Raw genomic sequence first — 26,731 nt, forward strand, 5'->3', positions numbered from 1 at the left:
CAAACATGAAACACCTGATACTTATCCGACACGGAAAGTCCTCGTGGGAATACGATGTGGGAGATTCGGATCGCCCGCTTAGTGAACGGGGGATTAAGGATGCTCATTTAATTGCAAAGGCGTTAACCGACAGGATACCACCAATAGAAGCCGTATATTCGAGCCCGGCCTGCCGTGCCCTTCATACAGCTGTAATCCTGATAAGGGAGCTGGGGTTATCTTTAGATTTGTTAAACATAAATAAGGATCTCTATGATTTTTCGGGGAGCAGCGTAAAGGCCTTTGTTCATTCTTTACCGGACCAATTGGATCAGGTAATGATCTTTGGGCATAATCATGCCTTTACGAACCTGGCCAATAGCTGGGGAAGCAGGTATATAGACAATGTTCCAACGGCCGGCTTTGTTCACTTATCATTCGAAACAACCTCATGGGAAGGGGTAGCCTACGGTAAAACACAAAAAACCCTTTTCCCCAGGGAACTAAAATAGCATATGGCAAAAAATCAATATATCAATCGGGAAATCAGCTGGTTGCGATTTAACGAAAGGGTGTTACAGGAAAGTGCGGATAAACGGGTACCGCTTATTGAAAGGCTTCGTTTCCTGGGAATCTTTTCCAATAACCTGGATGAATTCTTCAAGGTACGCTATGCCACCGTTAAAAGAATAGTTGAGGCCGGCAAATCAGGTAAAAGTGTACTGGGCGGTGAAAAGGCAAAGGACCTGCTGGACGAAATCACCAATATTGTAATCAATCAGCAAAACGAGAGCCTGGAAATTCTCAAGGAGATAGAGGATGAACTGGAGCAGGAGAATATCATCCTGATCGATGAGCAACAGATTCAGCCCCAGCAGGAAGATTTCCTTAAATCTTACTTCATGCAAAATGTGAGCCCGGTTTTGATGACCATCATCCTGGATGAACATACCGGTTTCCCCATGCTGAAAGATACTGCGGCCTACCTTGCCGTCAAGATGGAGTTGATTGACACCGAAAATGGCGGGATGGACCGGGAAGAAAACCGCTATGCACTCATTGAAATTCCCAAGGGTATTAACCGCTTTATCGAACTTCCCAAGGAAGGAGATAAGAATTACATCATTATCCTGGACGACCTGATACGCTATTCACTCAGGAGTATTTTCAATATGTTTTCTTTTGAAAATATTTCGGCCCATATGATCAAGATCACACGAGATGCGGAGCTGGATATCGATAACGACCTGAGTAAAAGTTTTATTGAGAAAATATCCAGTAGTGTGGAGCATCGGAAAATCAGTGACCCGGTACGTTTTGTATACGACAGGGACATCGCTTCCGATACGCTGCATTTCTTAAAGGAAAAGATGAAAATAGAAGATACCGACAGTGTTATTCCCGGCGGCCGATACCACAACAGAAGGGATTATATGGGTTTTCCCAGCCTGGGCCGGACAGATCTTCTCTACGAGCGGATCAAGCCGCTTTCAATTAAGGGACTGAGCTTTGAGGGCAGTTTACTGGAGCGGATTGCTGAACGGGATTTTCTGCAGTACACCCCCTACCACACCTTTAATTATGTTTTGAAGTTCCTGAGGGAAGCTGCTCTGGACCCTAAAGTGCGTAGTATCAAGATAACGGTCTACCGCCTGGCTGATAATTCACAGGTAGCCCTGTCGCTGATCAATGCTGTAAAGAACGGGAAAAAGGTTACCGTACAAATTGAATTACAGGCGCGTTTTGATGAACAGGCCAACATACAGTATGCGGAACAGCTTCAGGCGGAAGGCGTCAAATTGATCTTTGGGGTTCCGGGACTTAAAGTGCACAGCAAAATTTGTGTTATAGAAAGAGAGGAGTCTGAAGGGCTGAAACGATACGGCTTTATCAGTACCGGAAACTTCAACGAAGCCACCGCCCGTATCTATACGGACTATACCCTGTTTACGGCGAATGATTCCATTTTAAAGGAGCTCAATAAAATTTTCAATTTCTTCGAGACTACCTATAAGATCAAGACGTACAAACACCTGATCGTTTCGCCCCACTACACCCGCAGCCGTTTTAAAAAACTCATATACAGGGAAATTTCCAATGCCCGTGAAGGGAAGGAGGCCTATATTAAAATCAAGATGAACAGCTTTACTTCATACGATATGGTAGACCTGCTCTATCAGGCCAGTCAGGAGGGCGTAAAGATACAATTGGTGATACGGGGCATTTGCTGTCTGATCCCCGGCGTTAAGGGCATGAGTGAGAATATAGAGGCTATCAGTGTTGTGGATAAGTTTCTGGAGCACCCCAGAATCTTTATTTTCGGAAATGACGGGGACCCGGACGTTTTCATCTCCTCTGCCGACTGGATGACCCGCAACCTGGACCACAGGGTTGAAGTAGGCTGTCCTATCTACGATCCCGATATAAAGCAGGAGCTGATCGATACCTTCGAAATTTCCTGGAAGGATAATGTAAAGGCACGCGTATTCAATGTGGAACAAAACAATGAATACCGGAAAAACGATGAGCCCTTGTTTCGGTCTCAGTTTGAAATGTACGATTACTACCTCAGAAAACTTGAATTAAATCAGTGAGGATTCGAAAGTTCGCGGCAATAGATATTGGCTCCAATGCCATCCGGTTATTGGTGCAGAATGTTATCGAGATACCCGGCGAACCCGCCCGCTTCTTTAAAAATGCCCTGGTTCGCGTGCCGGTCAGGCTGGGGGCGGACAGTTTTGGCCCGGGGCGAATTTCATCGCAGAATACAGTGCGTATCGTAAAGACTATAAAGGCTTTTTCCCTGCTGATGGAGGTAAGCGGGGTAGAGCAATTCCAGGCATGTGCCACTTCAGCCCTGCGGGAAGCCTCGAATGGCAAAGAGGTACTGGAACAAATTTACAGGGAAAGCGGGATTTCAGTGGATTTGATCGACGGGAGCCTGGAGGCTCAGATTATCGCTTCAACAGATTTAAAAGCCCTCATACAGCAGGATGAAACCTACCTCTATGTGGATGTGGGTGGCGGAAGCACAGAATTCACGCTATTTACGCAGGGCTCTGTAAATGATTCGCAATCCTTTAAGATCGGTACGGTACGCCTGCTTAACGAACAGGTAAGTGAGGATGACTGGAAAGGACTTGAGGCCTGGATCCGCGACAAAACAGGGGATTTAACCAACCTCTCCATAATCGGATCCGGGGGAAATATCAACAAGCTTTATAAAATGTCGGGCCGTAAACCGGGCCAGTCACTGTCCTATTTTTGGTTGAACGAACAATACAAGGTTCTCAGTAGCATGAGCTACGAACAAAGGGTAAGGGACCTGGGCCTGAATCCGGATCGGGCCGATGTGATCATACCTGCCACCAGAATCTTTGTGCTGGCTGCCAAATGGAGTAAAGCCAAACGGATTCATGTGCCACAGATTGGCCTGGCAGATGGAATTATCCGAAAACTATACGAAAAACAGGTAGATCAATCCGGGAATTGAGAAATCCGGAAACCTTTAAACTAAAGACTACCCGTGAACGGTTTCTTTGGTTCCCAGCTTTTTCATTATTTCAGCTTCATAAGCCAGTAATTCTTCCCATTTAGCGTCTACGGTTTTGCGGTCTCCGTATTTTCGCGCAAACTTTAAGAAAAGCGTATAGTGCCCGGCCTCACTAATCATGAGTTTCCTGTAGAATTCAGCCAGATCCTTATCTTCCAATTCCTCAGATAGGAGCCGGAAACGTTCACAGCTCCTGGCTTCGATCAGCGCGGCGTATAAAAGCCTGTGCACAAGCTGGGTTGTGCGGTCCCCACCCTTGGGGAAGAATTTCATAAGTTCTATTACGTATTCATCTTTGCGATATTTTCCAAGGGTCTTACCCCGGGCCAAAATCCGGTCGTGAACCATTTTAAAATGGCCCATTTCCTCCCGGGACAGAGCGACCATTTCATTTACCAGTTCCGGGTATTCCGGAAAGGTTACGATCAGTGAAATGGCAGTGCTGGCAGCTTTTTGTTCGCAAAAGGCATGATCCGTCAGAATTTCATCTATGTTTTTCTCTACAATATTGACCCAACGGGGGTCTGTGGGTAGTTTCAGTCCCAGCATGGTATAAATTTTTGTAAAGTTAAAAGAAACTTTCCGGGCAGGAAAGCCGTTTTGGCCGGGAGCCCTTTAAAGGTCCAGGTCGAAGGTTTTACGCAACAGGTCAATAGCCGGGTTTTTCTCCCGGAGCTTCTGATATTTCTCCTCCGGGGTAAAGGCGAATTGCTTGGCCACTTCTTCATTGACGGTTATTTTCAATTTGAGGTGGTAGTTATTGAGCTGTTCCCTTAGAAAAGTCAGGACGCCCAGTTGTTCCCGTTCCACTTCCTTCTTCATTGTACTGTTCGGCAGTTCAATCCAGATAGTGTGCTCCGGCAGGATCTTTGGTTGGTCCGTAGCCAGGCTGGAAGCCAGAATTTTTCTTCCTTCGTTCTCTATTTGCGCGATGTACTGTTCCCAGTATGTTTTCAGGTCTTCCTCGCTGAAGGGTTCGGCCGGAAGGTTTTCCTCTTCGGGCAGAGCAGCCTTTTTTTCGGCGAGGTGTTTCTTTTTCGCCCGGATGCTGGAAAGTGACAAGCCAGACACTTTTTCGGTCTGCCTTCCGGGAATATTGATGGTTACCTTCTTTTGTGCCGGGGCTTCTGCCTCGGTCTGGGCCGGTGAGGCCTTATCCGGTATTGCGGTGTTAGCTTCTTCAGCAGCCATAGGTTCTGGCTCAGCAATTCCCTGCTCGTTTGCGGCTGGGGTAACTTCAGGGTCTGTCAATATTCGCTCCGAAGCCTCCCGGTTGTGAAAGTGGCTGGCCGGAATCAATTCGGGCGCCTTTCCTTTACTGGATTTTTTTTTTTGTTCTGTACCGATGGAAGCCAGCTGCATCAGGCATAATTCCACCAAAAGGCGGTGATTCTTACTCGCCTTGTAATTCAGGTCGCATTGGTTGGCCAAATCGAGAGCTAGAATAAGGAACTCAGCTGAGGTATTTTCCGCCTGCTGCAGATATTGTTTTTTAGTGTTTTCACTAACATCCAGCAGGTCTATGGTTTCCTGGTTCCGGCAGACCATCAAGTCCCTGAAATGTGAGGCCAGACCACTGATGAAGTGATGCCCTTCAAACCCCTGGCTGAGGATTTTGTTAAAGTGCAATAGCAGGGAAGGGATGTCTTGTTTCAGTATCAGATCTGTGGTTTTGAAATACACCTCCACATCCAGGACATTGAGATTATCCGCCACTGCCTTTCGACTGAGCCTTTTCCCGGCAAAACTCACAACCCGGTCAAAGATAGAAAGTGCGTCACGCAGGGCGCCATCCGCTTTTTGGGCAATGATTTGCAGGGCTTCTTCCTCAGCCTCTACCCCTTGTTTCTCTGCAATCTCACTGAGATAGGATACGGTGTCCATAACGGTTATCCTGCGGAAATCAAAAATCTGACAGCGTGAGAGAATGGTTGGGATGATCTTGTGCTTTTCTGTTGTTGCCAGGATGAAAATGGCATGCCCGGGCGGTTCTTCCAGGGTTTTCAAAAAAGCGTTGAAAGCCGCCTGCGAAAGCATATGGACTTCGTCGATGATATAGACCTTGTATTTGCCAACCTGCGGGGGAATCCTGACCTGATCGATCAGGCTGCGGATATCATCAACAGAATTGTTGGAGGCGGCATCAAGCTCAAAGATGTTAAAAGCAAAATCTTCATCCCTGCTTTCACTGCCATCCTCATTGATTTTTTTTGCGAGGATACGGGCACAGGTCGTTTTTCCCACGCCCCTCGGACCACAGAATAATAGTGCCTGGGCCAGGTGGTTATTTTCAATCGCATTGAGCAGGGTTTGGGTAATAGCCTGTTGGCCTACTACCTCTTCAAATTGCTGTGGGCGATATTTTCTGGCCGAAACGATAAAGGGCTCCATGATCTGCAGTTTAGGTTTGCTTTTACGGGCTAACCTCTTGTATACAAATATACATATCACGGCTATTAATACGGCCGTAATGCTGCTTTGAGGCCGCTTATTTTATTAACAATAGTCGTACCTTTGCAGAACAGCAGGTCAGCTTACCGCTCCACTGCAAAGGCAGCGGGGAGGAAAGTCCGGACACCAAAGTGCAGCATAGCGGGTAACGCCCGTCCATCGAAAGGTGAGGACCAGTGCAACAGAAAGCAAGTACAGTTCGGCTGTAGTGAAATCGGCAAACTCTATGCGGTGAAACGCCATGTAGTTCAACATTTGAGGGCGGCACGCCTGAGTTGACGGGTAGGCGGATAGAACCCCCGGGTAACCGTGGGTCCAGATAAATGGTAAGTAGCCCGGTTTCGGCCGGGTAGACAGAATCCGGCTTATGACCTGCTTTTTATTTTTTCAGTTCAAAAAAACTGAAAACAGATCCTCCATATTTTCGGGATTCGCTCAGGCTTGGATGGCTGCTAAAATCTTTCTCTTTGGTGTGTTCGAGAATAAAACTCCCCTCAGGCTTCAATTGATCAGGTGCTGTGCAGAGGCCGATTAGTTCCAATAGTTGTTCTTCACTAAAATCATAGGGTGGGTCTGCAAAAATCAGATCAAATACCCCTGTTGAGCGTTTGAGATAGCTGATTACGTCGCTTTTGACAGTTGCGATAGGCAGATCGAGGGTTTCAGCTGTAGTCCTGATAAAAGCTGCACAACCCGGGTGCGCGTCTACCGCGATCAATTCGGTGGTGCCCCTGGAAGCAAATTCAAAACTGATATTTCCGGTCCCTGCAAACAGGTCAAGGACTTTGAGGTCTGAGAGGAAGTACTGGTTTTGCAGAATATTGAATAGGGCCTCTTTTGCCCTGTCGGTAGTAGGCCGAACAGGCAGTTTTTGCGGAGCTTTGATACGCCTTCCTTTATGTTTGCCTGAAATGATCCGTATCACAGGGTGCTGCTAAGGGTAAAATCTAATGGTGGGCCGTTCTCAAGCTCCTCAAAGTTCTGGCTTGCGGGGATAAATAATGAGACTTGTTCCAGGTATTCCCCGCAAATATTTACCAGTGGATCCCCTTCTTCCACATCACCCATTAAACGCAGCTTAAGGGTGCCGGGATCCAGTTGCAGCTGTTCCAGGGCAAACAGGAGGTAATACATGAAATCTTCCTCTGTTGTGTACCAGTAGCTATTGAAAAAAAGGAGCTGTTTGTTTGAAAAAACGGCCATATCCATCTGGGATTCTGACAAATGCACATAACAACTTTTGCCCTGTCCGGACAGGGGTAATTTGATTAGAGTTTCCAGTAAGACTGTGGCAGAATGTTTGAATTCAAACTCCCCGAACAGTTCGTAAACGTAGTTGTTCACATTCGCAAAGGGGACGTAAACATTAACGGCCTCCAGACTCTCCATTACATCGTAATCCAGATGGTCTGTGGCAAAAATTTTCGCATTGAATTTCAGGTAATTCGAAAGTTCTTCTTCCTGGAACAGGGCCTGTGGTACCAGGCTATAAAGGGCGTTCTTGTGGATGACCACCACTTCGGAAAAACGATAGTTGGGAATGTCTTTTTCTCCCAGCGCATCCCTGAGTTCTTTTTCAAGTTCAAAGGGTGTGAGTTCCTTGTGGAAAGTCCTTGAAAAACTAACCTCCAGTTTTTTGCCAATGGTATCGAGTACACAAAAAGAAAGTCCATTCAGGCTTACCTGAATGGACAATTTTTGAAAACTATCTTCTGTGTGTTCCAGGCTGTTATTGATCTCCTTTCTTATCATAAATAGGTGGCCAGTTACCACTGGTACTCACTTCTGAGAGGGATCCAACCTTGATGGCTGGTCCGTTAACTTCTTCTACGCTCACATGTGCATTTTCACGGTCTCTCAAATCTTTAGGCTGGTCGTAAAGAATAATGTCTTTATCCACCTTTACTTCGAAAACAGGTGCCCTGTATCCACTTTTATCAACCATATCTGCCTTTATGGTAAATTGCTCATTGTTCTGAGCGTAAGGTACCGAGGCCAGGTTCTTATAGCGATCGCTGTTTTTAAAGAGGGAATCTTTCACCGAGACAAAGCCCAGGGTATCTATAATTTTAACCTCTTTCAGCATGTCAATCTGATAGGTCTTGTCAAACTCCATATAAGAGGAATCCCTTTGCTGGGTAATGGTGTATTTAGCTGTATCCACAAAAGTGATCAGGGACGGGAAATTATTGGCATATTTTCCCGTAACCGTTTTGTATGCTTCCTGAGCCTTGCGTATATCTTTTAGTTTTGCAATTACTTCGGCAAAACGTTCTTTTTTGACCTTATCAAACTCGATAGGGCCGGTAACGGAGCGATAAATCAGGAACCCCAATACAATACAAGCAATCCAAAGAACAATTTGTAATACGGTTTTCATTTTTGCGGTGTTATTTTGACTTAGTGGTTATTCACAAATCTACAATTTTTTTTTAATCGTAAAAGGTTTTGCCTCAAAAACCTCTTTATCTTTGAAGGCCTATGGATTCCCTTACAGCCGCTTCTTTTTACGGGCTTTTGCTCGACAAATTCCCGCATCAGCCCACCCTGAAACAATCCGAAACCCTCAAATCACTTGCGGAATTTACAATGGACAATTCTCCTGACCGGATTTTTCTCCTGAAAGGATTTGCAGGTACCGGGAAAACAACGCTTTTGGGAACCCTGATTTCAAACCTCTGGCATTGTAAAAAAAAGGCGGTGCTGATGGCCCCCACGGGCAGGGCTGCCAAGGTAATGTCTTCTTATACAGGTACCCAGGCCTTTACCATCCACAGGCAAATTTATTTCCCAAAAAAAGACAGGTCCGGGGGTGTTCGGTTTACCCTGGCGCCGAACCGGCACCGCAATACGCTCTTTATTGTAGATGAGGCTTCAATGATACCCGATTCTCCTGCTCCAGGGGATAAAAACCCCGGGAACTCACTGCTGGATGATTTAATGACGTATGTTTATTCAGGGTTTAAATGCCGTTTAATGCTGGTGGGAGACACGGCACAGTTGCCTCCTGTAAAGCTGTCCCTAAGTCCTGCACTGAACGCCGGATTGCTTGAATTGCAGTATAATAAGCATATAACCGAGATCGAACTGGATGAGGTTGTACGCCAGGCCGAGGATTCCGGAATTCTTATGAATGCCACCCACCTGAGGGAGTCTCTGGAACAGGAAAGCCTGTCAGGGTTTCGCTTTGAGGTATCAGGTTTTCAGGATATCGTCCGCCTGATAGATGGCTACGAGATACAGGATGCCATTAACCGGGCTTTTGATGAAAATGGAAAGGAAGAAACGGCCGTGATAGTGCGTTCCAACAAGCGTGCTAACCTATACAATGAAAATATCCGCAGTCGCCTGTTGTTTTTGGAAAATGAAATTGCCGTTGGCGATTATATGATGGTAGTAAAGAACAACTATTTCTGGTTGAAAAGCTCTTCGGATGCCGGGTTTATTGCCAATGGGGATATCCTTGAAATATTGGAGCTTTTTGCAATAAAGGAGCTCTATGGCTTTCGTTTTGCTGAGGTCAAGGTCCGCATGGTGGATTACCCCAGGCAAAAGCCCTTTGAAACGGTTCTACTGCTGGACACTATAAAAGCTGAAAGCCCTGCACTTTCCTATGAGGAGGGCAATCGCCTGTATCAGGAGGTCATGGCAGACTACCAGCATGAAACATCCGGCTATAAGAAATTCCTGGGTGTGAAGAACAATCCTTTTTTCAATGCACTACAGGTCAAATTTTCCTATGCCATAACCTGTCACAAATCTCAGGGCGGACAATGGGAAACTGTTTTTGTGGAACAGCCTTACCTTCCCGGAGAAATAGACCGGGAGTACCTCAGGTGGCTCTACACGGCAGTGACACGGGCTAAAACCAAACTGTACCTGATCGGGTTCCGCAGCGATTTTTTTCTGAACGCCGAATAACGTATTTTAGGGGAAAAGCGCTATTGATGAGTGGGGACACTATTCTGAGTATTTTCCTGGGAATCGGGCTGGCTGCTTCTGTAGGCTTCCGTGTCTTTCTCCCTTTGCTGGTTCTGAGCCTGGCAGCCTATACCGGTAGGTGGGAATTAAATGAGCACTGGGAATGGATCGGAAGCCTCACCGCTCTAATAACCTTTGGGGTGGCCAGCCTGGTGGAACTCCTGGCGTATTTCATTCCCTGGCTGGACAATTTACTGGATACCATCTCCGTTCCACTTACCGCACTTGCCGGCACAGCCGTTGTTATTTCCACGGTTGCGGGGCTCGATCCGGTTGTAAGCTGGTCTTTGGCTATCATTGCGGGAGGCGGGACAGCTACGGCCATTAAAGGGGCTGCAGCCGGAAGTCGGCTGGCCTCTACTGCCACTACAGGAGGGTTGGCAAACCCCGCCCTTGCCGCCGTTGAGACTTCGGTGGCCACCACCCTGAGCATCGTTTCTGTTCTGGCCCCGGTTCTGGCCGCATTTCTGGTAACCCTGGTACTTGCGCTTATCTTTAGGATTTACCGTAAACTTAGGCCAAAAAGGCGCTCCTGATGGCATTTAATTTAATGTACATTTGTAAATAGAAATCGTAACCATCCTAAGCTAAAGTGAAAATAATTGCAATGATACCGGCCCGTTACGCTGCCTCGCGGTTTCCCGGGAAATTAATGAAAGACCTGGCGGGAAAGCCGGTAATTCTGAGGACCTATGAGGCAGCCCAGAAAACGGGTCTTTTTGAGGAGGTAATTGTAGTATCCGACAGTGTGGAAATTCAACAGACCATTGAAGCGGCAGGAGGGAAGGTAATCATGAGCAGGGAGGCACACGAAACAGGAAGCGACCGGATCGCTGAAGCTGTTTCCGATCTGGCGGTAGATATTGTCGTAAATGTGCAGGGAGACGAGCCTTTTACCGAACGGGAGAGCCTGGAGAAACTCCTCAGGGTATTCCGGGAAGATAAGGCAGGCGAGATAGACCTGGCTTCTTTGATGGCAGAAATCACAGATCCGGAAGAGATCAGCAACCCCAATACGGTAAAAGTAATTACCGATCACCGGGGCTTTGCCCTGTATTTTTCCAGGGCACCTATTCCCTTCCAGCGTTCTGAAACGGAGAAGGCCCGATATTTCAAGCACAAGGGGATATATGCCTTCCGCAAAAGCGCCCTGATGGATTTCAGGCGGCTTCCTATGCAACCCCTGGAAGCCGTCGAAAAAATTGAGGCCATTCGCTACCTGGAATATGGCAAGAAAATAAAAATGGTAGAAACCCGTATCAGCGGGATCGAGATAGATACCCCCGAGGATTTGGAAAAAGCCAAGGCTGCATGGAATTAGATTTTAAACATATAACTACAATCGGCTTTGATGCGGACGATACCCTGTGGGTGAATGAAACCTATTTCCGTAAAGCCGAGGAGGAATTTGCCTCTTTGCTGGATGGCTATGAAACAAAAAATACCATAGACCAGGAGCTTTTTAAAATGGAGATGCGCAACCTGAACCTGTATGGCTATGGAATCAAAGGATTTGTTCTTTCCATGATCGAATCGGCCCTTGAGTTATCTAATAACCGGGTACCCGCTAATAGCATTGCTGAGATTCTCAATATCGGCAAGAATATGATTTCGCATAAACTGGAACTTCTGGACGGGGTGGAAGAGGTTTTGCATCAGCTTCAGGGGAAATATCGTTTGCTGGTACTGACCAAAGGTGACCTGCTGGATCAGGAGCGAAAGCTGGAGCGCTCAGGCCTGCTGGAATATTTCCACCATGTGGAAGTCCTCAGCGATAAAAAAGAAACAAACTATAAACGATTACTGGAGCACCTGGAGATAGATGTTTCAGAATTTCTGATGGTTGGGAATTCCCTGAAATCCGATGTGCTGCCTATTTTAAACATCGGGGCCAGGGCGGTACATATACCCTTTCATACCACTTGGGCACATGAAGAAGTACCGGATGACGCGCACGATAATAAACATTTGACCATTAGTAATTTAAGAGAACTGTTAAAATATGTCAACTGAACCGATTAAAGTGAAAAACAATCCTTCTAAGCAGCCTTCCAAAGGGGCCAAAACCGGGTTCCGCAACTTTCCCATGGTTCCCAGAGTGGTTTACGGTAAAGGGAGTTTTGCACAGCTGGGGGAGATACTCATGCCTAAGCGACAGCATGCTGAGGCACCCATGGTATTTTTGGTAGACGATGTTTTCGAGGATCATGAATTACTGCAACGCATCCCCGCGATCTTTGAAGACCAGATAATTCTGATCTCTGCCAGCGAAGAACCCAAGACAGCACAGGTGGATGTACTGGTTGATAAAATCCTGAATTCCTACGAATATCGACCCTCTGGAATTATCGGAATAGGAGGAGGGACACTGCTGGACCTGGCCAAGGCGGTGGCCATAATGATCACAAACCCGGGTTCTTCTTCGCAATATCAGGGCTGGGACCTTGTCGCCAAACCAGCCATTTATCATGTAGGGATACCCACCCTCAGCGGCACCGGGGCAGAAGTATCGCGGACCACAGTCCTGATGGGGCCTGAACGCAAATTGGGAATTAATTCGGACCACACCACCTTTGATCAGGTAATTCTGGATCCGGAATTAACTGCCGGTGTACCCAAGGAACAGTGGTTTTATACAGGGATGGACTGTTTTATACACTGTGTGGAATCGCTTCAGGGAACCTATCTGAATGCCTTCAGCCAGAGCTACGGAGAAAAGGCCATGGCGCTTTGTGAGGAGGTTTTTTTAAAGGATTTACCGGAAGAGGAAAGCCGTGAAAAACTAATGATGGCTTCCTGGCACGGGGGGATGAGCATTGCCTATTCACAGGTGGGAGTGGCCCACGCCCTGAGTTACGGGCTCTCTTTTGTAATGGGAACTCCTCATGGCCTTGGTAACTGCCTGGTTTTTCAACATCTGGAGGCCTTCTATCCGGAAGGGGTAAGAAATTTCAAGAAAATGCTTCAAAGACATGAGATACAGTTGCCACAGGGCGTTTGCCAGGAGCTTTCTGAATCTGAGCTGGACACCATGGTGCGTGTAGCGATGGAGATGACCCCATTATGGGAAAATGCCCTTGGGGAAAATTGGGAATCGCTCATCAGTGCTGCCGATTTGAAGGAGATTTACCTGAAAATTTAATACGGAATACTGAATGAAATGGCTTTCAGCTTGGATATTTAAAGGGCTTATGGGATGGAAAATTCTGGGCGCTTTCCCGCAGGTTCGTAAATGCGTGGTAATTGTGGTACCCCACACCCACTGGATGGACTTTATAATCGGGCTGTTTGTTCGCAAACTGATCGGGGTACCCATTAACTATATCGGCAAGCACAGCCTTTTTAAACCGCCCTTTGGTTGGTTTTTTAAAGCAATGGGCGGCGCTCCTGTGGATCGTTCTAAAAATGCAGACACAGTACAGGCGGTAGCCGATATCTTTAATTCCCGGGAAGAGTTCCGACTGGCCCTTGCTCCGGAGGGCACCCGCAAAAAAGTGAGCTCCTGGAAGACAGGGTTCTACTATATGGCGCTGGCAGCAAAAGTTCCCATTGTACTGGTGGCCTTTGACTACTCCAAAAAAGAAGTGCGCATTTCTGAGGCTATGCAGCCCAGCGGGGAGTATGATAAGGACTATGAAAAATATCGGGTATTTTACAAGGGGGTCAAAGGTAAAATACCCGAGTATAGTTTTGAATAAACCACCCCTGCGTTCCTCCCTCATCAGGGGAAGGCCCTTATTCTTTCATGGTGTGATACACATTTTGGACATCGTCGTCTTCCTCGATCTTTTCCAGTAGTTTTTCAATGTCTTCAGCCTCTTCCTCGGAAAGCTCCTTGGTAACCTGAGGGATGCGCTCAAAGCCGGAAGACAGAATCTCAATTCCCCTGGATTCGAGCTCCTTCTGAATGGCCCCGAATGACTCAAATGGGGCATATATCAGAATTCCGTCTTCATCAACAAATACTTCCTCAGCCCCGAAGTCGATCATGTCCAGCTCCAGTTCTTCCGGATCTATTCCATCTGCCGGAATACGGAAATTACAGGTATGGTCAAACATAAATTCCACAGAGCCGGAGGTTCCCAGGCTCCCGTTGCATTTATTGAAATAAGAGCGGATGTTAGCTACTGTTCGGGTATTGTTGTCTGTGGCTGTTTCAATCAGGATCGCTATCCCGTGTGGCCCATAACCTTCAAAAAGGACTTCCTTGTAATCGCCCTGAGATTTATCTGTAGCGCGTTTGATGGCGCGTTCAATATTGTCTTTGGGCATATTAACAGCCTTGGCATTCTGAATGACCGCTCTCAGGCGTGAATTGGCATCGGGGTCGGGTCCACCTTCCTTAACGGCCATCACAATGTCCTTGCCAATTCGGGTGAAAGCCTTGGACATAGCTGCCCAGCGTTTTAACTTTCTGGCTTTCCGGAATTCAAATGCTCTTCCCATGGGAATGTTCTAGATTTTTGGTCCCTGCAAATTTAGCAAATCCCAATGCAAATTCAAGTGGCTGTCAGGGCAATTAACTGCCTAATCCGAAGTACTGATAAGCCTGTCTATAGAACGGGCGAGACGGAAGTCTTTATCCGTTACGCCACCCGCATCATGGGTATTCAGGCGAATATGCAACTGATTGTAAACGTTGGACCAATCCGGGTGGTGATTCTGGGCTTCACACTCAAAAGCAATCCGGCACATAAGGGTGAAGGCTTCCTTGAAATTCTCAAACTCAATGGTGGTTTCCAGGGCATTTTCATGGAATTCCCAGCCGCTTAACTCTTTAAGGCGGTCTTCAATTTCGGAGGGGCTTAATTTGTCCATGTTAAATATTTTGATTTAGCTGGAAGATATGGATTTTCGGGCACTATTGTTTGATGTGGTGGTCAATAACCTCCTGATAACTCAATTGCAGATTTTTGGGTAACAGGTTGTGTTTTGGGAGCACGGCCAGATAACGCTCATCATTGGTAGTAAAAACTCTTTTAAATAGGGGCCTGCGGGGAGAAAGGTGGGCTGTGATCTCGCGTATAAAATCTTCGTGGTGAACCAAGTCTTTGCTCCCCAAATGGAAAATTCCGTGTTTTTTACGGTTGATGATGTAGTGCAACTGCTGTTTGAATTTATCATCCGTAGTAACATTCATGATCAGGTTTGGAAAGACTTCTATTGCCTCTCCTGACTGCAGTGATTCCTTTATTTCCCGTGTTCTGGGGGACGTATTTCCGAAGACCATCGGAAGCCTGAGGATACCCATTTTCTTGCCGGGCAGCCGCAGCAACATATTTTCTATCCGGATTTTAAGCCTGCCGTAAATGCTTTCGGACAGGGTTTTATCAAACTCATAGGAAGGGAACTTGCTATAGGCATCAAACACATTTGCAGAGGAGAGAAATAATAATTGAGCGGGGTTTCTGCTGAGGTACTCCGCTATATGAGAATGTGCCTGTATCTGGGCCCCGAAATCCCCCCGAAGGGCCGAAATAATGATATCCGGCCGTAACTTTTCAAGGATCACATAAACGTCATCTTCCAGCATGTCATAGCGGAGGAATTGCTGGTTTTCTTCAAATCTCTTGCGCGAACTGCAATAGGTCGCATAGGTATCGTAATAATTACAGAGCTCCTTATAGGCTGCATACCCCAAAAAGCCACTACCCCCTAAAATCAAAATCCGCTTTCCGCCTTCCTCCACGCTTTTCTCTTTAGGTATTTTTATCTATCCTTTGTAAAATGGAGGTTTGACAATGGTGGCCGGGACGCTGTTTTTACGAATCTGAATATATACTGTATTCCCGATACCTGCCTGGTCTGTGTTTACGTAACCCAGGCCAATACCTTTCCCCAGGGAGGGGGACATGGTACCAGAGGTGACCCTGCCAAGAAGCTGTCCGTTAGCATCGGTTATTTCATAGTCTTTTCTGGGAATCCCCTTTTCCATCAATTCAAAGCCAACCAGTTTCCGCGTTACGCCCGCCTCTTTTTGCTGCTGCAGGGCCTTTGAATTGACAAATTCCTTGGAAAATTTGGTAACCCAGCCCAATCCCGCTTCCAGGGGGGAGGTGGTATCATCGATGTCGTTACCATAGAGGCAATAGCCCATTTCCAGCCTCAGGGTATCTCTCGCAGCCAGGCCGATGGGTTTGATTCCATAGTCTTTTCCAGCTTGCATTACCCGGTCCCAAATCTGTTGTACCTCTGAATTCTTGCAGTAAATTTCGAAGCCGCCAGAACCGGTATAGCCGGTTGCCGATATGATAACATGGGGAATTCCGGCGAAATCGCCGATTACAAAATGATAGAAGGGAATGCCTTTTAAATCGACCGAACTCAGGGATTGCATGGCCTCGGCAGCCCTGGGCCCCTGTATGGCCAGCAGCGAATAATCGTCCGAAAGGTTGCGCATTTCCGCTCCAATCTCAGTATTGTATTTAGACAGATGTTTCCAGTCCTTTTCAATATTGGAAGCGTTTACTACCAGCAGGTAGGTTTCCTCCTTTACTCTATAGACAATCAGGTCATCCACAATACCCCCTTTTTCATTGGGGAAGCAACTGTACTGTGCCCGGCCAACCTCCAGTTTGGCGGCATCGTTGGAACAAACTTTCTGTATGAGTTCAAGAGCATTAGGGCCTTCTACCAGAAACTCCCCCATGTGGGAGACGTCAAAAACTCCTACAGATTCGCGAACCGTTTGATGCTCTGCGTTCACTCCCTCATAGGAAACCGGCATATTATACCCCGCAAATGGGACCATTTTTGCTCCAAGGGCCACGTGTGTTTGGGCCAGCGCTGTCTCTTTCATCGGACTGTTTTAAATTCAGGGCAAATGTATTGAAAAATGTTCGATCCGAAGGCAGCCGATGCAGGCTCTTTGGCATTAAGCTTATTCCGTTTTCATCGACAGCAGAAAATCCTGTAACTCTCCAAAGGAAGCAATTGCAGTAGCCGATTTTTCCTTGTTCAGAACCCTTTGAATTTGGGCCGGGATTTCCAACTCCTTTCCAATGCAGCCCTCCACCTCTTTCCTGAATTTAATAGGATGAGCCGTCTCCAGAAAAATACCCTTTGCCCCCGGATTTTCCCGGATGTAGTCAGACAGTCCCAAATACCCAATAGCCCCGTGGGGGTCTGCCGTGTAATTGTATTTGAGTTGCAATTCGCGAATGGCTTCCCGCGTCTGCTCATCGGTATAGGAATAGGCAGATAATACTGATTTCAAGTCCTCGAACCGGTTTTCAAACAATTGGCGGATGCGTATGAAATTACTGGGATCTGCTACATCCATTGCATTGGAAATAGTCGGTACCGCGGGCCTGGGCTCATATGCTTCACCTGCCAGGTACCTCGGAACGGTGTCATTGACATTGGTTGCCGCAATAAACCCGGAACAGGGCATCCCCATCTGATGGGCGAGCATCCCCGCACAAATATTTCCAAAATTCCCGCTGGGCACTGAAAAAACAGGAGGTTGCTGGTTAGGCTGCTGGCGGATTGCAGATACATAGTACAATAGCTGGGGAATCCATCGGGCCACATTAATGCTGTTGGCAGAGGTAAGTTGCATGCTGCTGCAGATTTGATCTTCCAGGAAGGCCCGTTTCACCATTTGCTGGCAATCATCAAAATTTCCACTCACTTTAAGTGCGTAAATATTTTTCCCCAGTGTAGTAAGCTGTCTTTCCTGAATGTCACTGACCTTGCCATCCGGATAGAGAATTACCACGCGAACCCCGGGAACCCCCAAAAAACCATTGGCAACAGCCCCACCAGTATCTCCGCTGGTAGCAACCAAAACCGTAATATCTGCACTGCCGCTTTCGGAGAAGTGTCCCAGGCAGCGCGCCATAAAGCGGGATCCCACATCTTTAAAGGCCATGGTGGGGCCATGATATAGTTCCAAAGACGCTATCTGATCGTTAAGCCCGACCAGCGGAAATTCAAAATCGAGGGTATGTTCAAGGATATCTTTCAGGACGTTTTCCGGAATACTATCTCCTGTAAAGGGAAGCATAAGGTCAAAAGCTACCTCTTTAAAGGGGCGTGAAGGAATCTGCTCCCAGAAGTGTGTGGGAAATTTGGGAATTTCCAGAGGAAAGTAAAGACCTCGGTCAGGGGCAATCCCCCGGATAACGGCTTCTTTGAAGCTGACATTAGGTGCGTTTTGGTTCAGGCTGTAGTATTGCATAGGATGAAAAGCTTCAGGATTCCTGTTTACCGTCATGTTCTATTTCGCGAATTCCATCGCTATTAATTCGGGAGATGTGCATTTCAAAGGGTATACTTTTGGTTGTAAAAGAAGCCTCCATGGCCCGTGCCGTTTTCCGGGCCTGCTGCTTGCCCCTGCAGAGCGCAAACATGGAAGGCCCAGAACCGGAAATCCCAAACCCAAGCGCCCCGGATTGCATGGCAGCGGTTTTTAGTTCCGCGAAGCCCGGTATCAGCAGGGAGCGCGTTGGTTCTATGATACAATCTTCCAGGGAGCGGCTTATCAGGCCGTAGTCTGATTTGAAAAACCCGGCCACCAGCCCGCCAACATTCCCCCATTGTCTTATGCCTTTGCTAAGGGGGATAGTCGTTTTTAATAAGCCCCTGGAATCCGAAGTCTTGATCTCAATCTGCGGGTGCAATACACAGGCAAACATTTCCGACGGACAGGGAATACTCACAATGTCCAGCGGGTCTGAGCAGCGCACCAGCGTTATCCCACCAAAAATTGCAGGAGCAACGTTATCGGCGTGTGCCGCTCCGCTTGCCAGCTTTTCTCCCTGCATAGCGAAACGAACCAGCTCGGTTGCCTCAAAGGGGTTTCCCAATAACTTGTTTAGTCCCCAAACCGCTCCGGCTGCGCTGGCTGCACTGCTGCCAATTCCCGAGCCTGGTTTTATCTGCTTATGGATTTCAATTTCCACGCCTCCCCGGTATGTAGATTCGTCCAGCAGGGCCAAGGCTGCAATTCCGGCAACATTTTTATCTGTATCCATGGGCAGGTCGCAGCCGGTGATGCGGGTAATACGCAAACCCGGATCAGCGCAGAGCCCAATCTTCATCTTATCTCCAACCCCATCCAGTGCCAGCCCCAGAACATCAAAGCCGCAGGAAAGGTTGGCTATGGTAGCCGGAGAAAAAATTGAAATGCTTTTTTGTGCAGGATTTTCCATAAGCTTAAAAATTACCGCTGCGGATGATATCGGCAAATATACCGGATGCCGTTACTTCGGCGCCGGCGCCAGCCCCTTTTACAATCAGGGGTTGTTCGCGATATCTCTCGGTGTAGAAAAGTACAATGTTATCACTTCCGCTCAGATGATAAAAATCATGACCTTCCGGAATTTCCTCCAATCCTACAGCCGCCTTTCCCTGATCAAACTTGGCTACATATTTCAAGCGACAACTCTTTTCCGATGCTTCCTTGTATAATTTTTCAAAGTGCTCGGAATGCGCTTGCAACTCCTTGTAAAAACTCGCAACATCGGATGCCTCCTGACAGCTTGGCGGAAGGAAAGCATTGTTGGTTATATCTTCCATTTCAAGGGCGTGTCCGCTTTCCCGGGCCAGTATCAGGATTTTGCGCATCACATCCACTCCGCTTAGGTCTATCCTGGGGTCCGGTTCGGTGTATCCCTCCTGCTGCGCCTGCTGAACTACTTCATGAAAAGGGGCTTCTGCCCGATAATTATTAAAAATAAAATTCAGGCTACCCGAAAGCACTGCCCGGATTTTCAAAATACGATCCCCTGAGAGGACCAGGTTTTTTAGGGTATCAATTATCGGAAGACCGGCTCCTACATTGGTTTCAAACAGGAAGGGGGCGGCATAGGTTCGCGATAGCTGTTTGAGGCTGGCATAGGTGTTATAGCGGTCCGAACACGCAATTTTATTGCAGGTAATCACGGCAATGCTTTCCTTCAGGTAGGCACCGTAGCTGGAGGCCACCGCTGCATTTGCAGTATTGTCAATAAAAATAGAATTTCTCAGATTCAGCTTTTTCACCTTTTCGAAAAATGATTTCAGATCGGAGGTTTCCCCCTGCTGCAGTAAATCAGACCAGTTTTCTATATCCAGGCCATGGGCATCGAAATGCATTCTTTTTGAATTGGCGATACCCACTATCCGGAGGTGTAGGCCAAGGGTAGATTTCAAAACTTTTTGCTGTTTCCGGATCTGTTCCAGCAGTCGCGAGCCTACATTGCCCACTCCCATTATGAATATATTCAACTGCTTGACCCGGGCCTCGAAAAATGCCTCGTGAAGGCTGTTCAGGGCTTTTTTGACATCCTCTTTCCGGATTACTGCTGAAATATTCCGTTCAGACGCTCCCTGGGCGATCGCCCGGATATTCACATTGTTCTTGCCCAGGGTACTGAACATTTTACCGCTAAGTCCCTGATGCTGTTTCATTTGGTCTCCAACTAGGGCTATGATGGCCAGGCCGGATTCCATTGCCACCGGCTTTATTTTCCCCTTGCTTATTTCAAAATCGAAGGCCTCGTTAACCGTCTTTTCAGCCAGAGGGGCATAGGCAGAGGCAATCCCCAGGCAAATGGAGTGTTCAGAAGATGCCTGAGTGATAAAGACAATGCTGATCCCTACCTGTGAAAGCGTTTCAAAAAGTCTTTTGCTGATACCGGGGACCCCGATCATGCCGGGTCCTTCCAGGGTCAGCAATGCAATATCAGGCACATGGCTGATTCCCCTTACCGTCCTGCCTCCTGGGTTCCCTTCCTGGTGAATGCGGGTGCCTGCAGCTTCCGGTTCAAAAGTATTCCTGATAACAATAGGAATTCCGACCTCCAGTACGGGTTGTATGGTGGGCGGATACAATACCTTGGCTCCGAAGTGAGACAGTTCCATGGCCTCTTCATAGGATATATCCTTAATGGGCCTGGCCTGTTTTACAATTTTTGGATTTGCCGTATACATGCCGCTAACATCGGTCCATATTTCCAATTCTTCAGCAAGCAGGGCAGCTGCAAAAAGGGCTGCAGAGTAATCTGAACCTCCCCTGCCAAGGGTGGTGGTTTCTCCGTTTTCTGAAGCAGCAATAAATCCCGGAAGCACGGTTATAAGCGAGGGTTCTTTGAAGTACTCTATTACACTTTTAGCTGTTTTATCGCGTTGAACCCGGGCTCCGCCAAAAGCATCATCAGTTGTGATGAGTTCCCTGCTGTCCTTAAAGCGGCTATCCAGACCGGAACTCCGGTAGTAGGCTGCAATGATAAAGGAGGAAAGCAATTCACCGAAACTAACCATCTTATCCAGCAATTTAGGGGTAGTCTCCCCGATCAGAAAAGCACCTTCAGCCAGGGTTTCAAGAACATTCAGATCTGTTTTGACCTTCCCGATTACAGCCGATTGTTCTGAAGGCGGAATCAGTTGGCGGATGCAATCCAGGTGTCTTTTTTCGATGTCCTGCAGCACCTGAACATAGCCGGGGTCCTGAGAAGCCGCTTTGGAAGCCATTTCCAGTAACAGATCGGTAATCCCGCCCAGGGCGGAGACCACCACGGCAACCGGGCCTGGTGTTGAACTGACAATGGCTTGAGTGGCTCGTATGGCTTCGGCGGTTGCAACCGAGGTTCCTCCGAATTTCAGGATTTTCATGTAAAAAGTGTCTATGGATTAAAAAGGTACGAAAGATCGTGTTCAGATTGCGGAATTAAAAGACTTGTCTACCCCAAAGGGGTGCGCGTCCCGGGGACTACGGGATTGGTCCGGAAAGAAAAGACCCCTGAACCCAGAAAAGACTGTTTTAAAAGCATAGCGATTCTCATACCCGTCAAAAGTAGCATATTTGCAATCCTTCGCAAATTTTCAGTTCATTTTTGGCTTCTCGATATATTTTGAACTATTTTCTTTACGAATCCTCGCCGATTTGTCTAATTTTCGGGTAATAATTAAAGCCCTAAGGCTACCAAGAGATAGATATATGAAAGTGCTCAGTCAGGCTCAGATCTACGAAGCAGACCGCATAACACTGGAAAGGCAGGGTATCTCCAGTGAGCAGTTAATGGAGCGCGCTGCTGAGGCGCTATTTGGCTGGATGCACCACAAGCTGCAGGGAGCCCCGGTCCATATCCATATATTTTGCGGAATCGGGAACAATGGCGGTGACGGGCTGGCACTTGCAAGGCATTTGCTGGAACACGGTTATCATATCGATGTTTATGTGGTGAACTACAGTGAAAAGCGATCTGAGGATTTCCTGATCAATCTTGCCCGTTTAAAAGAGCGAAGGCTATGGCCCACCTATCTCAAAGAGGGAAGTGAAATGCCACAGCTGGATTCTGCCGACATTATTGTAGATGCCATTTTTGGTATTGGACTTAACCGGCCACCAGCCCCCTGGGTTCTTTCCATCATGGAACGGCTAAATGATTCAGGTAACTTTATTTTGTCTGTGGATATCCCGTCCGGCCTGTATATGCACCAATTCCCGAAGTCCTTTCAAACGGCCATCAGAGCGAACCATGTTTTGAGCCTGGGGACCCCAAAACTTATATTTTTCCTGCCGCAAACAGGGGTTTTCACCAAAGAGTGGGAGATTCTGGATATAGGCCTGGATGCGAAATTCCTGGAGAAGGTAATTACCCGGTTTCAGCTTTTTGGAAAAGCAGAAGCCAGGACCCTGTACAGAACCCGGCAGCGGTTTACCCATAAGGGGCACTACGGGCATGCCATGCTTGTTGGAGGCAGTTATGGAAAAATAGGGGCCCTGGCCCTGGCCGCAGGCGCTTGCCTGAGAACTGGGGCCGGGCTGGTTACGGCATATACGGCCCAGTGCGGAGCGCTGCCTTTGCAGTCTGCTCAGCCCGAGATTATGGTGGAAACGGCTTCGGCAGAACATGAAATTGATACCTTCCCGAAGCTTTCAGAGCGGCATACCTATGGTGTCGGGATGGGTATGGGTACCTCCGATGGGGTACAAAAAGCTTTTGTAAAATGGCTGGAGGGGCACAAAAAGCCGCTCCTTATCGATGCGGATGGCCTCAATGCACTGAGTAAATACCCCTCGGCTCTGGAGCATCTACCTGAAAATAGTATCCTGAGCCCGCATCCCGGCGAAATGCAGCGACTTATGGGTTCCTGGTCCGACGATTTCGATAAAATTGAAAAAGCATGGGAGTTTTCAAACCGGTACAAATGTATCCTTGTTTTAAAAGGGGCCTACACCCTTATATTTGGTAACGGGCAGGGTTTTGTCAATATTCATGGGAATCCGGGTATGGCCACAGCCGGGAGCGGCGATGTCCTTAGCGGGATGATTACGGCCTTGCTCGCCCAAGGGTATCCTCCCATGGAGGCAGCCTGCCTGGGTGTTTACCTGCACAGTAAGGCAGGAGATTTAAAGCTTCCTGAATACGGATATGAAGCGCTTACTGCCGGTACACTGATCAGCGGAATCCGGCTCGCCTTTTTGGACTTATTTCATTCGGAACCGGCCTCGGATAATGGAGAAAATGAAGCTTCCTGAGTTTGAAATAAGCAGCAGACAGGGTAGCAATTGTTTTAACTTATCCTTCTGCGGACCCACCTAAGGGCGTTATTGTAGTCTATAAAAAACTTCATCGGTTTTTTATAAAACATCTTTTCGATGTTAAAGTTGTGCATGTCCACCTCTTTGGAAGATACAATGGCGAATGCTTTGAGGTTGTCCAGTTCCCTTAAATAGGTGTAGACAATCGGATCTATGGCGTAAGAATTCTTGCGGAAAGAGATAAAACCAAAGTTTTTGTCCCTGAAGTGGATTTCAGATATTCCGATAATCTGGTACGCTCGCTCAAGGGTTAGTGTAGCCCCTTCATCGAAGATCGATACCATGTAATTCTCATATACCTGTATTTTGCCAACATCGAGCAGGTACTCCCTTACGATGACGGTCTTTTTAACCGGTCCGATTTTCATTCCATGTTCATTATAGTGTCCGGTAACGAAAGTAGGAGCAAGGCAATTGGGGAAGAAAAATATTAGATTAAAGGCCTATTTATCGTTTATACGGTTGGGCCGACCATAAAGTTGTACCCCGATTCTTACGAAGCTCTGAAACCGCATAAAAAAAGGGGTCATGGATAGATGACCCCTTTTGAAACTGTTTTCCTACCCGATCAGGCTTCCTTGGAAGATTTACTGCCCTTTTTTATGGTGATAGACAATGCATCTTTTTTCTCATCCAGATCCATTTTGATGCTATCCCCTTCGTTCAGTTTAGAATTGACGATTTCTTCCGCCAGGGCATCCTCAATATACTTCTGGATTGCGCGCTTTAACGGGCGTGCTCCATATTGCTTATCAAAGCCTTTTTCGGCTATATAGTCTTTGGCCTTGTCGCTAAGGCTGAGGTTGTATCCGATATCCCTGATTCGCTGGTAAAGCTTTTCAAGTTCAATATCAATGATCTTGTGTATATGTTCCCTTTCCAGTGGGTTAAAGACGATAACATCGTCTATCCTGTTCAGGAATTCAGGAGCGAAAGCCTTTTTAAGGGCATTTTCTATAACACTTTTCTGATGGCTGTCTGCCTGAGATTTCTTAGCTGCCGTACCAAAACCAACACCCTGCCCGAAATCTTTGATCTGCCGCGCCCCGATATTGGAAGTCATGATAATGATGGTGTTCCTGAAATCGATTTTTCGACCCAGGCTGTCTGTAAGGAAACCGTCATCCAGTACCTGCAGCAACATGTTGAAAACATCCGGATGTGCTTTTTCCACCTCGTCCAGGAGGATAACGGAATACGGTTTTCTCCTGATCTTCTCAGTGAGCTGGCCACCTTCTTCATAGCCGACATATCCGGGAGGGGCTCCTACCAACCTTGAGATAGCAAATTTCTCCATATACTCGCTCATGTCAATACGCACCAGAGCGTCTTCCGAGTCAAAGAGTTCTTTAGCGAGGACTTTGGCCAATTGGGTTTTACCCACTCCGGTCTGCCCCAGGAAGATAAAACTGCCAATGGGTTTATTCGGGTCTTTCAGCCCTGCACGGTTCCGCTGTATGGCCTTGGCCACTTTGGCAACCGCTTCGTCCTGTCCGATTACGTTCCCTTTGATTAATTGGGGCAATTCGGCCAGCTTGTTGCTCTCCGTTTGCGCTATCTTATTTACCGGGATTCCGCTCATCATGGAAACCACATCCGCCACGTTGTCTTCTGATACCGTTTCGCGGTTCAGCTTGCTTTCCTCTTCCCATTTTTCCTGTGCCAGGGCCAGTTCCTTCTCAAGGCGCTTTTCATCGTCCCTTAACTTGGCGGCTTCTTCATAACGCTGTTTTTTGACCACGTTGTTTTTCAGGTCGCGTACTTCCTCCAGCTGTTTTTCCAGTTCGAGGATCTGCTTGGGTACGTCCATATTGACAATGTGTACCCGCGACCCGGCTTCGTCCAGGGCATCTATGGCCTTGTCCGGCAGGAAGCGGTCTGTCATGTAACGGTTTGTCAGTTTAACGCAGGCCAACAGGGCTTCATCCGTATAATTTACGTTGTGGTGATCTTCGTATTTGCCTTTGATGTTTTTAAGGATTTCTATGGTCTCCTCCACGGTAGTAGGCTCTACCATAACCTTCTGGAAGCGACGCTCCAGTGCCCCGTCTTTCTCGATGTACTGCCTGTATTCATCCAGGGTGGTTGCACCGATACATTGTATTTCTCCACGGGCCAGGGCCGGTTTGAACATGTTGGAAGCATCCAGGCTTCCCGTTGCGCCTCCGGCGCCCACAATGGTGTGTATCTCGTCAATAAAGAGAATGACGTCGTCATTTTTTTCCAGCTCGTTCATCACCGCCTTCATCCGTTCCTCGAACTGCCCGCGGTATTTAGTGCCTGCCACCAGGGATGCCAGGTCCAGGGTAACTACCCGTTTGTTGTAGAGGATTCGGGAAACCTTTTTATTGATAATACGCAGGGCCAGGCCTTCTGCGATGGCACTTTTACCTACTCCCGGTTCCCCTATCAGCAAGGGGTTGTTTTTCTTGCGCCGGCTCAATATCTGAGATACCCTTTCAATTTCTTTTTCTCTCCCCACAACCGGATCGAGCTTGTTCTCTTCGGCCAGGCGGGTAAGATCGCGACCGAAATTGTCCAGTACGGGTGTTTTGGATTTCTTATTCCCTTTTTGGGAGCTGCTTCCTCCAAAGGCGCCTTCCTTGCCTTCAGTGGCGTCATCGGAGTCGCTTGGGAAAGACTCGGAAGTAGGACTGTCTGTATAATCGTCGTCGCTGGTGATCATGCTCTTGAATTGTTCCTTCACCCCGTCGTAATCCACTTTCATCTTGTGAAGTAGTTTGGTAGTGGGGTCGTTTTCATTCCTCAGAATACACAGCAATAAATGTGCGGTGTTGATTGAGGAACTCTGAAACAATTTAGCCTCCAGGAAGGTCGTTTTCAGGGCGCGTTCTGCCTGACGGGTCAGGTGCAGGTTTTTCTTATCCTTGGGTTGGGTATTGGCATTGGGGTTTGCGGGACTCAGGATTTCAACCTTTCGCCTGAGGTGGTCCAGATCTACCTCCAGTGCATCCAGTATACTTATCGCCTTCCCGTTGCCATCGCGCAGCAATCCAAGCATCAAATGTTCGGTACCAATAAAATCATGGCCCAACCGCAACGCCTCCTCTTTGCTGTATGCAATAACGTCCTTTACCCTCGGTGAAAAATTATCATCCATAAATCCTGCTTATTCAACTTTAAAATTAGTAAATCTAATTGGAAGATCGTCAAATACCGTACCCATATTCGATAAACCCGAACTAAATGACGAAAAAAACACTGATTTACAAAAT

The 26,731-nt window shown here is 47.4% G+C and carries 24 protein-coding genes and 1 other RNA gene; 11 read left to right on the plus strand and 14 right to left on the minus strand.

Going from position 1 to position 26,731, the window contains the following annotated elements; all coding sequences use genetic code 11:
• Positions 1-5: 5 nt before the first annotated feature.
• The 3 genes from ACT6NU_RS11705 to ACT6NU_RS11715 are packed head-to-tail and all read left to right on the plus strand — an operon-like array spanning position 6 to position 3,472.
• The gene (locus ACT6NU_RS11705) at positions 6-491 is read left to right on the plus strand and encodes a SixA phosphatase family protein (RefSeq protein WP_445381856.1); all 486 of its coding nucleotides are present in this window, start codon (positions 6-8) and stop codon (positions 489-491) included.
• A gap of 3 nt (positions 492-494) precedes the next feature.
• Positions 495-2,573 carry a polyphosphate kinase 1 gene (gene ppk1 / locus ACT6NU_RS11710; RefSeq protein ID WP_445381857.1) on the plus strand — a complete coding sequence of 693 codons (2,079 nt, stop codon included), beginning with the start codon at positions 495-497 and terminating at the stop codon, positions 2,571-2,573.
• On the plus strand, positions 2,570-3,472 hold the full coding sequence (locus ACT6NU_RS11715; RefSeq protein WP_445381858.1) for a Ppx/GppA phosphatase family protein: 903 nt from the start codon (positions 2,570-2,572) through the stop codon (positions 3,470-3,472). The genes ppk1 and ACT6NU_RS11715 overlap by 4 nt, the downstream gene beginning before the upstream one ends.
• A gap of 27 nt (positions 3,473-3,499) precedes the next feature.
• Here ACT6NU_RS11715 and ACT6NU_RS11720 read toward each other — a convergent pair whose 3' ends face one another.
• Both ACT6NU_RS11720 and ACT6NU_RS11725 read right to left on the minus strand, forming a co-directional pair.
• The gene (locus ACT6NU_RS11720) at positions 3,500-4,081 is read right to left on the minus strand and encodes a tRNA-(ms[2]io[6]A)-hydroxylase (protein ID WP_445381859.1); all 582 of its coding nucleotides are present in this window, start codon (positions 4,079-4,081) and stop codon (positions 3,500-3,502) included.
• 66 nt (positions 4,082-4,147) lie between these two features.
• A complete protein-coding gene (locus tag ACT6NU_RS11725) occupies positions 4,148-5,923 on the minus strand; it encodes a DNA polymerase III subunit gamma/tau (protein ID WP_445381860.1) in 1,776 nt (591 codons plus the stop codon).
• Positions 5,924-6,053: 130 nt separating this feature from the next.
• Between ACT6NU_RS11725 and rnpB the strand changes: the two genes are divergently transcribed.
• An RNA gene (rnpB, locus tag ACT6NU_RS11730) (RNase P RNA component class A) lies at positions 6,054-6,366 on the plus strand.
• On the opposite strand, the gene ACT6NU_RS11735 is transcribed toward rnpB, so the two are convergent.
• Genes ACT6NU_RS11735 through ACT6NU_RS11745 form a run of 3 tightly spaced genes read right to left on the minus strand, consistent with a single transcriptional unit; the run spans position 6,363 to position 8,363 of the window.
• Positions 6,363-6,905, minus strand: a complete 543-nt coding sequence (locus tag ACT6NU_RS11735; RefSeq protein WP_445383860.1) for an RsmD family RNA methyltransferase — start codon at positions 6,903-6,905, stop codon at positions 6,363-6,365. The two genes, rnpB and ACT6NU_RS11735, sit on opposite strands and share 4 nt — an antisense overlap.
• Positions 6,905-7,735, minus strand: coding sequence for a DUF3822 family protein (locus ACT6NU_RS11740; protein WP_445381861.1), 831 nt, complete (start codon positions 7,733-7,735; stop codon positions 6,905-6,907). Before ACT6NU_RS11740 ends, ACT6NU_RS11735 begins: the two co-directional genes overlap by 1 nt.
• Complete coding sequence (locus tag ACT6NU_RS11745; RefSeq protein WP_445381862.1) at positions 7,713-8,363, minus strand: hypothetical protein; 651 nt, start codon at positions 8,361-8,363, stop codon at positions 7,713-7,715. The genes ACT6NU_RS11740 and ACT6NU_RS11745 overlap by 23 nt, the downstream gene beginning before the upstream one ends.
• A gap of 101 nt (positions 8,364-8,464) precedes the next feature.
• Between ACT6NU_RS11745 and ACT6NU_RS11750 the strand changes: the two genes are divergently transcribed.
• From ACT6NU_RS11750 to ACT6NU_RS11775, 6 genes are all read left to right on the plus strand, one after another.
• Complete coding sequence (locus tag ACT6NU_RS11750; RefSeq protein WP_445381863.1) at positions 8,465-9,904, plus strand: ATP-dependent DNA helicase; 1,440 nt, start codon at positions 8,465-8,467, stop codon at positions 9,902-9,904.
• A 26-nt stretch (positions 9,905-9,930) separates the two neighbouring features.
• On the plus strand, positions 9,931-10,500 hold the full coding sequence (locus tag ACT6NU_RS11755; protein WP_445381864.1) for a DUF4126 domain-containing protein: 570 nt from the start codon (positions 9,931-9,933) through the stop codon (positions 10,498-10,500).
• A 71-nt stretch (positions 10,501-10,571) separates the two neighbouring features.
• Complete coding sequence (gene kdsB / locus ACT6NU_RS11760; RefSeq protein ID WP_445381865.1) at positions 10,572-11,285, plus strand: 3-deoxy-manno-octulosonate cytidylyltransferase; 714 nt, start codon at positions 10,572-10,574, stop codon at positions 11,283-11,285.
• Entirely contained in the window at positions 11,276-11,977 is a 702-nt protein-coding gene (locus ACT6NU_RS11765; RefSeq protein WP_445381866.1) for an HAD family hydrolase, read from the plus strand. Before kdsB ends, ACT6NU_RS11765 begins: the two co-directional genes overlap by 10 nt.
• A gap of 73 nt (positions 11,978-12,050) precedes the next feature.
• Positions 12,051-13,106, plus strand: coding sequence for an iron-containing alcohol dehydrogenase family protein (locus ACT6NU_RS11770; RefSeq protein WP_445383861.1), 1,056 nt, complete (start codon positions 12,051-12,053; stop codon positions 13,104-13,106).
• Positions 13,107-13,155: 49 nt separating this feature from the next.
• Positions 13,156-13,662, plus strand: coding sequence for a lysophospholipid acyltransferase family protein (locus tag ACT6NU_RS11775; protein WP_445381867.1), 507 nt, complete (start codon positions 13,156-13,158; stop codon positions 13,660-13,662).
• 37 nt (positions 13,663-13,699) lie between these two features.
• Here ACT6NU_RS11775 and ACT6NU_RS11780 read toward each other — a convergent pair whose 3' ends face one another.
• The 7 genes from ACT6NU_RS11780 to thrA form a co-directional block, all read right to left on the minus strand.
• Positions 13,700-14,410, minus strand: a complete 711-nt coding sequence (locus ACT6NU_RS11780) for a YebC/PmpR family DNA-binding transcriptional regulator (protein WP_445381868.1) — start codon at positions 14,408-14,410, stop codon at positions 13,700-13,702.
• Between the two features lie 81 nt (positions 14,411-14,491).
• The gene (locus ACT6NU_RS11785) at positions 14,492-14,782 is read right to left on the minus strand and encodes a 4a-hydroxytetrahydrobiopterin dehydratase (RefSeq protein WP_445381869.1); all 291 of its coding nucleotides are present in this window, start codon (positions 14,780-14,782) and stop codon (positions 14,492-14,494) included.
• Positions 14,783-14,825: 43 nt separating this feature from the next.
• Entirely contained in the window at positions 14,826-15,653 is an 828-nt protein-coding gene (locus ACT6NU_RS11790) for a sugar nucleotide-binding protein (RefSeq protein WP_445381870.1), read from the minus strand.
• A gap of 24 nt (positions 15,654-15,677) precedes the next feature.
• On the minus strand, positions 15,678-16,763 hold the full coding sequence (gene gcvT, locus ACT6NU_RS11795) for a glycine cleavage system aminomethyltransferase GcvT (RefSeq protein WP_445381871.1): 1,086 nt from the start codon (positions 16,761-16,763) through the stop codon (positions 15,678-15,680).
• Between the two features lie 81 nt (positions 16,764-16,844).
• Complete coding sequence (gene thrC / locus ACT6NU_RS11800) at positions 16,845-18,146, minus strand: threonine synthase (RefSeq protein WP_445381872.1); 1,302 nt, start codon at positions 18,144-18,146, stop codon at positions 16,845-16,847.
• Positions 18,147-18,159: 13 nt separating this feature from the next.
• A complete protein-coding gene (locus ACT6NU_RS11805; RefSeq protein ID WP_445381873.1) occupies positions 18,160-19,119 on the minus strand; it encodes a homoserine kinase in 960 nt (319 codons plus the stop codon).
• A 4-nt stretch (positions 19,120-19,123) separates the two neighbouring features.
• Complete coding sequence (gene thrA / locus ACT6NU_RS11810) at positions 19,124-21,562, minus strand: bifunctional aspartate kinase/homoserine dehydrogenase I (RefSeq protein ID WP_445381874.1); 2,439 nt, start codon at positions 21,560-21,562, stop codon at positions 19,124-19,126.
• 325 nt (positions 21,563-21,887) lie between these two features.
• Here thrA and ACT6NU_RS11815 point away from each other — a divergent pair, with 325 nt between their 5' ends.
• Positions 21,888-23,432, plus strand: a complete 1,545-nt coding sequence (locus ACT6NU_RS11815; protein ID WP_445381875.1) for an NAD(P)H-hydrate dehydratase — start codon at positions 21,888-21,890, stop codon at positions 23,430-23,432.
• 35 nt (positions 23,433-23,467) lie between these two features.
• On the opposite strand, the gene ACT6NU_RS11820 is transcribed toward ACT6NU_RS11815, so the two are convergent.
• Together ACT6NU_RS11820 and ACT6NU_RS11825 are read right to left on the minus strand one after the other, a co-directional pair.
• Positions 23,468-23,863 (minus strand): STAS/SEC14 domain-containing protein, encoded by a 396-nt coding sequence (locus ACT6NU_RS11820; RefSeq protein WP_445381876.1) that lies wholly within the window; start codon positions 23,861-23,863, stop codon positions 23,468-23,470.
• A gap of 200 nt (positions 23,864-24,063) precedes the next feature.
• The gene (locus ACT6NU_RS11825) at positions 24,064-26,616 is read right to left on the minus strand and encodes an ATP-dependent Clp protease ATP-binding subunit (RefSeq protein ID WP_445381877.1); all 2,553 of its coding nucleotides are present in this window, start codon (positions 26,614-26,616) and stop codon (positions 24,064-24,066) included.
• Positions 26,617-26,731: the final 115 nt, after the last annotated feature.

The organism is Robiginitalea rubriflava (genome assembly GCF_052540725.1).

What these genes read in the sequence shown, in the direction of transcription:
- ACT6NU_RS11705 (WP_445381856.1), top strand. Translation starts at nt 6, where the DNA reads ATGAAACACCTGATACTTATCCGACACGGAAAGTCCTCGTGGGAATAC.
- ppk1 (WP_445381857.1), top strand. Translation starts at nt 495, where the DNA reads ATGGCAAAAAATCAATATATCAATCGGGAAATCAGCTGGTTGCGATTT.
- ACT6NU_RS11720 (WP_445381859.1), bottom strand. Translation starts at nt 4,081, where the DNA reads ATGCTGGGACTGAAACTACCCACAGACCCCCGTTGGGTCAATATTGTA.
- ACT6NU_RS11725 (WP_445381860.1), bottom strand. Translation starts at nt 5,923, where the DNA reads ATGGAGCCCTTTATCGTTTCGGCCAGAAAATATCGCCCACAGCAATTT.
- ACT6NU_RS11740 (WP_445381861.1), bottom strand. Translation starts at nt 7,735, where the DNA reads ATGATAAGAAAGGAGATCAATAACAGCCTGGAACACACAGAAGATAGT.
- ACT6NU_RS11745 (WP_445381862.1), bottom strand. Translation starts at nt 8,363, where the DNA reads ATGAAAACCGTATTACAAATTGTTCTTTGGATTGCTTGTATTGTATTG.
- ACT6NU_RS11750 (WP_445381863.1), top strand. Translation starts at nt 8,465, where the DNA reads ATGGATTCCCTTACAGCCGCTTCTTTTTACGGGCTTTTGCTCGACAAA.
- ACT6NU_RS11755 (WP_445381864.1), top strand. Translation starts at nt 9,931, where the DNA reads ATGAGTGGGGACACTATTCTGAGTATTTTCCTGGGAATCGGGCTGGCT.
- kdsB (WP_445381865.1), top strand. Translation starts at nt 10,572, where the DNA reads ATGATACCGGCCCGTTACGCTGCCTCGCGGTTTCCCGGGAAATTAATG.
- ACT6NU_RS11765 (WP_445381866.1), top strand. Translation starts at nt 11,276, where the DNA reads ATGGAATTAGATTTTAAACATATAACTACAATCGGCTTTGATGCGGAC.
- ACT6NU_RS11770 (WP_445383861.1), top strand. Translation starts at nt 12,051, where the DNA reads ATGGTTCCCAGAGTGGTTTACGGTAAAGGGAGTTTTGCACAGCTGGGG.
- ACT6NU_RS11775 (WP_445381867.1), top strand. Translation starts at nt 13,156, where the DNA reads ATGGGATGGAAAATTCTGGGCGCTTTCCCGCAGGTTCGTAAATGCGTG.
- ACT6NU_RS11780 (WP_445381868.1), bottom strand. Translation starts at nt 14,410, where the DNA reads ATGGGAAGAGCATTTGAATTCCGGAAAGCCAGAAAGTTAAAACGCTGG.
- ACT6NU_RS11785 (WP_445381869.1), bottom strand. Translation starts at nt 14,782, where the DNA reads ATGGACAAATTAAGCCCCTCCGAAATTGAAGACCGCCTTAAAGAGTTA.
- gcvT (WP_445381871.1), bottom strand. Translation starts at nt 16,763, where the DNA reads ATGAAAGAGACAGCGCTGGCCCAAACACACGTGGCCCTTGGAGCAAAA.
- thrC (WP_445381872.1), bottom strand. Translation starts at nt 18,146, where the DNA reads ATGCAATACTACAGCCTGAACCAAAACGCACCTAATGTCAGCTTCAAA.
- ACT6NU_RS11805 (WP_445381873.1), bottom strand. Translation starts at nt 19,119, where the DNA reads ATGGAAAATCCTGCACAAAAAAGCATTTCAATTTTTTCTCCGGCTACC.
- thrA (WP_445381874.1), bottom strand. Translation starts at nt 21,562, where the DNA reads ATGAAAATCCTGAAATTCGGAGGAACCTCGGTTGCAACCGCCGAAGCC.
- ACT6NU_RS11815 (WP_445381875.1), top strand. Translation starts at nt 21,888, where the DNA reads ATGAAAGTGCTCAGTCAGGCTCAGATCTACGAAGCAGACCGCATAACA.
- ACT6NU_RS11820 (WP_445381876.1), bottom strand. Translation starts at nt 23,863, where the DNA reads ATGAAAATCGGACCGGTTAAAAAGACCGTCATCGTAAGGGAGTACCTG.
- ACT6NU_RS11825 (WP_445381877.1), bottom strand. Translation starts at nt 26,616, where the DNA reads ATGGATGATAATTTTTCACCGAGGGTAAAGGACGTTATTGCATACAGC.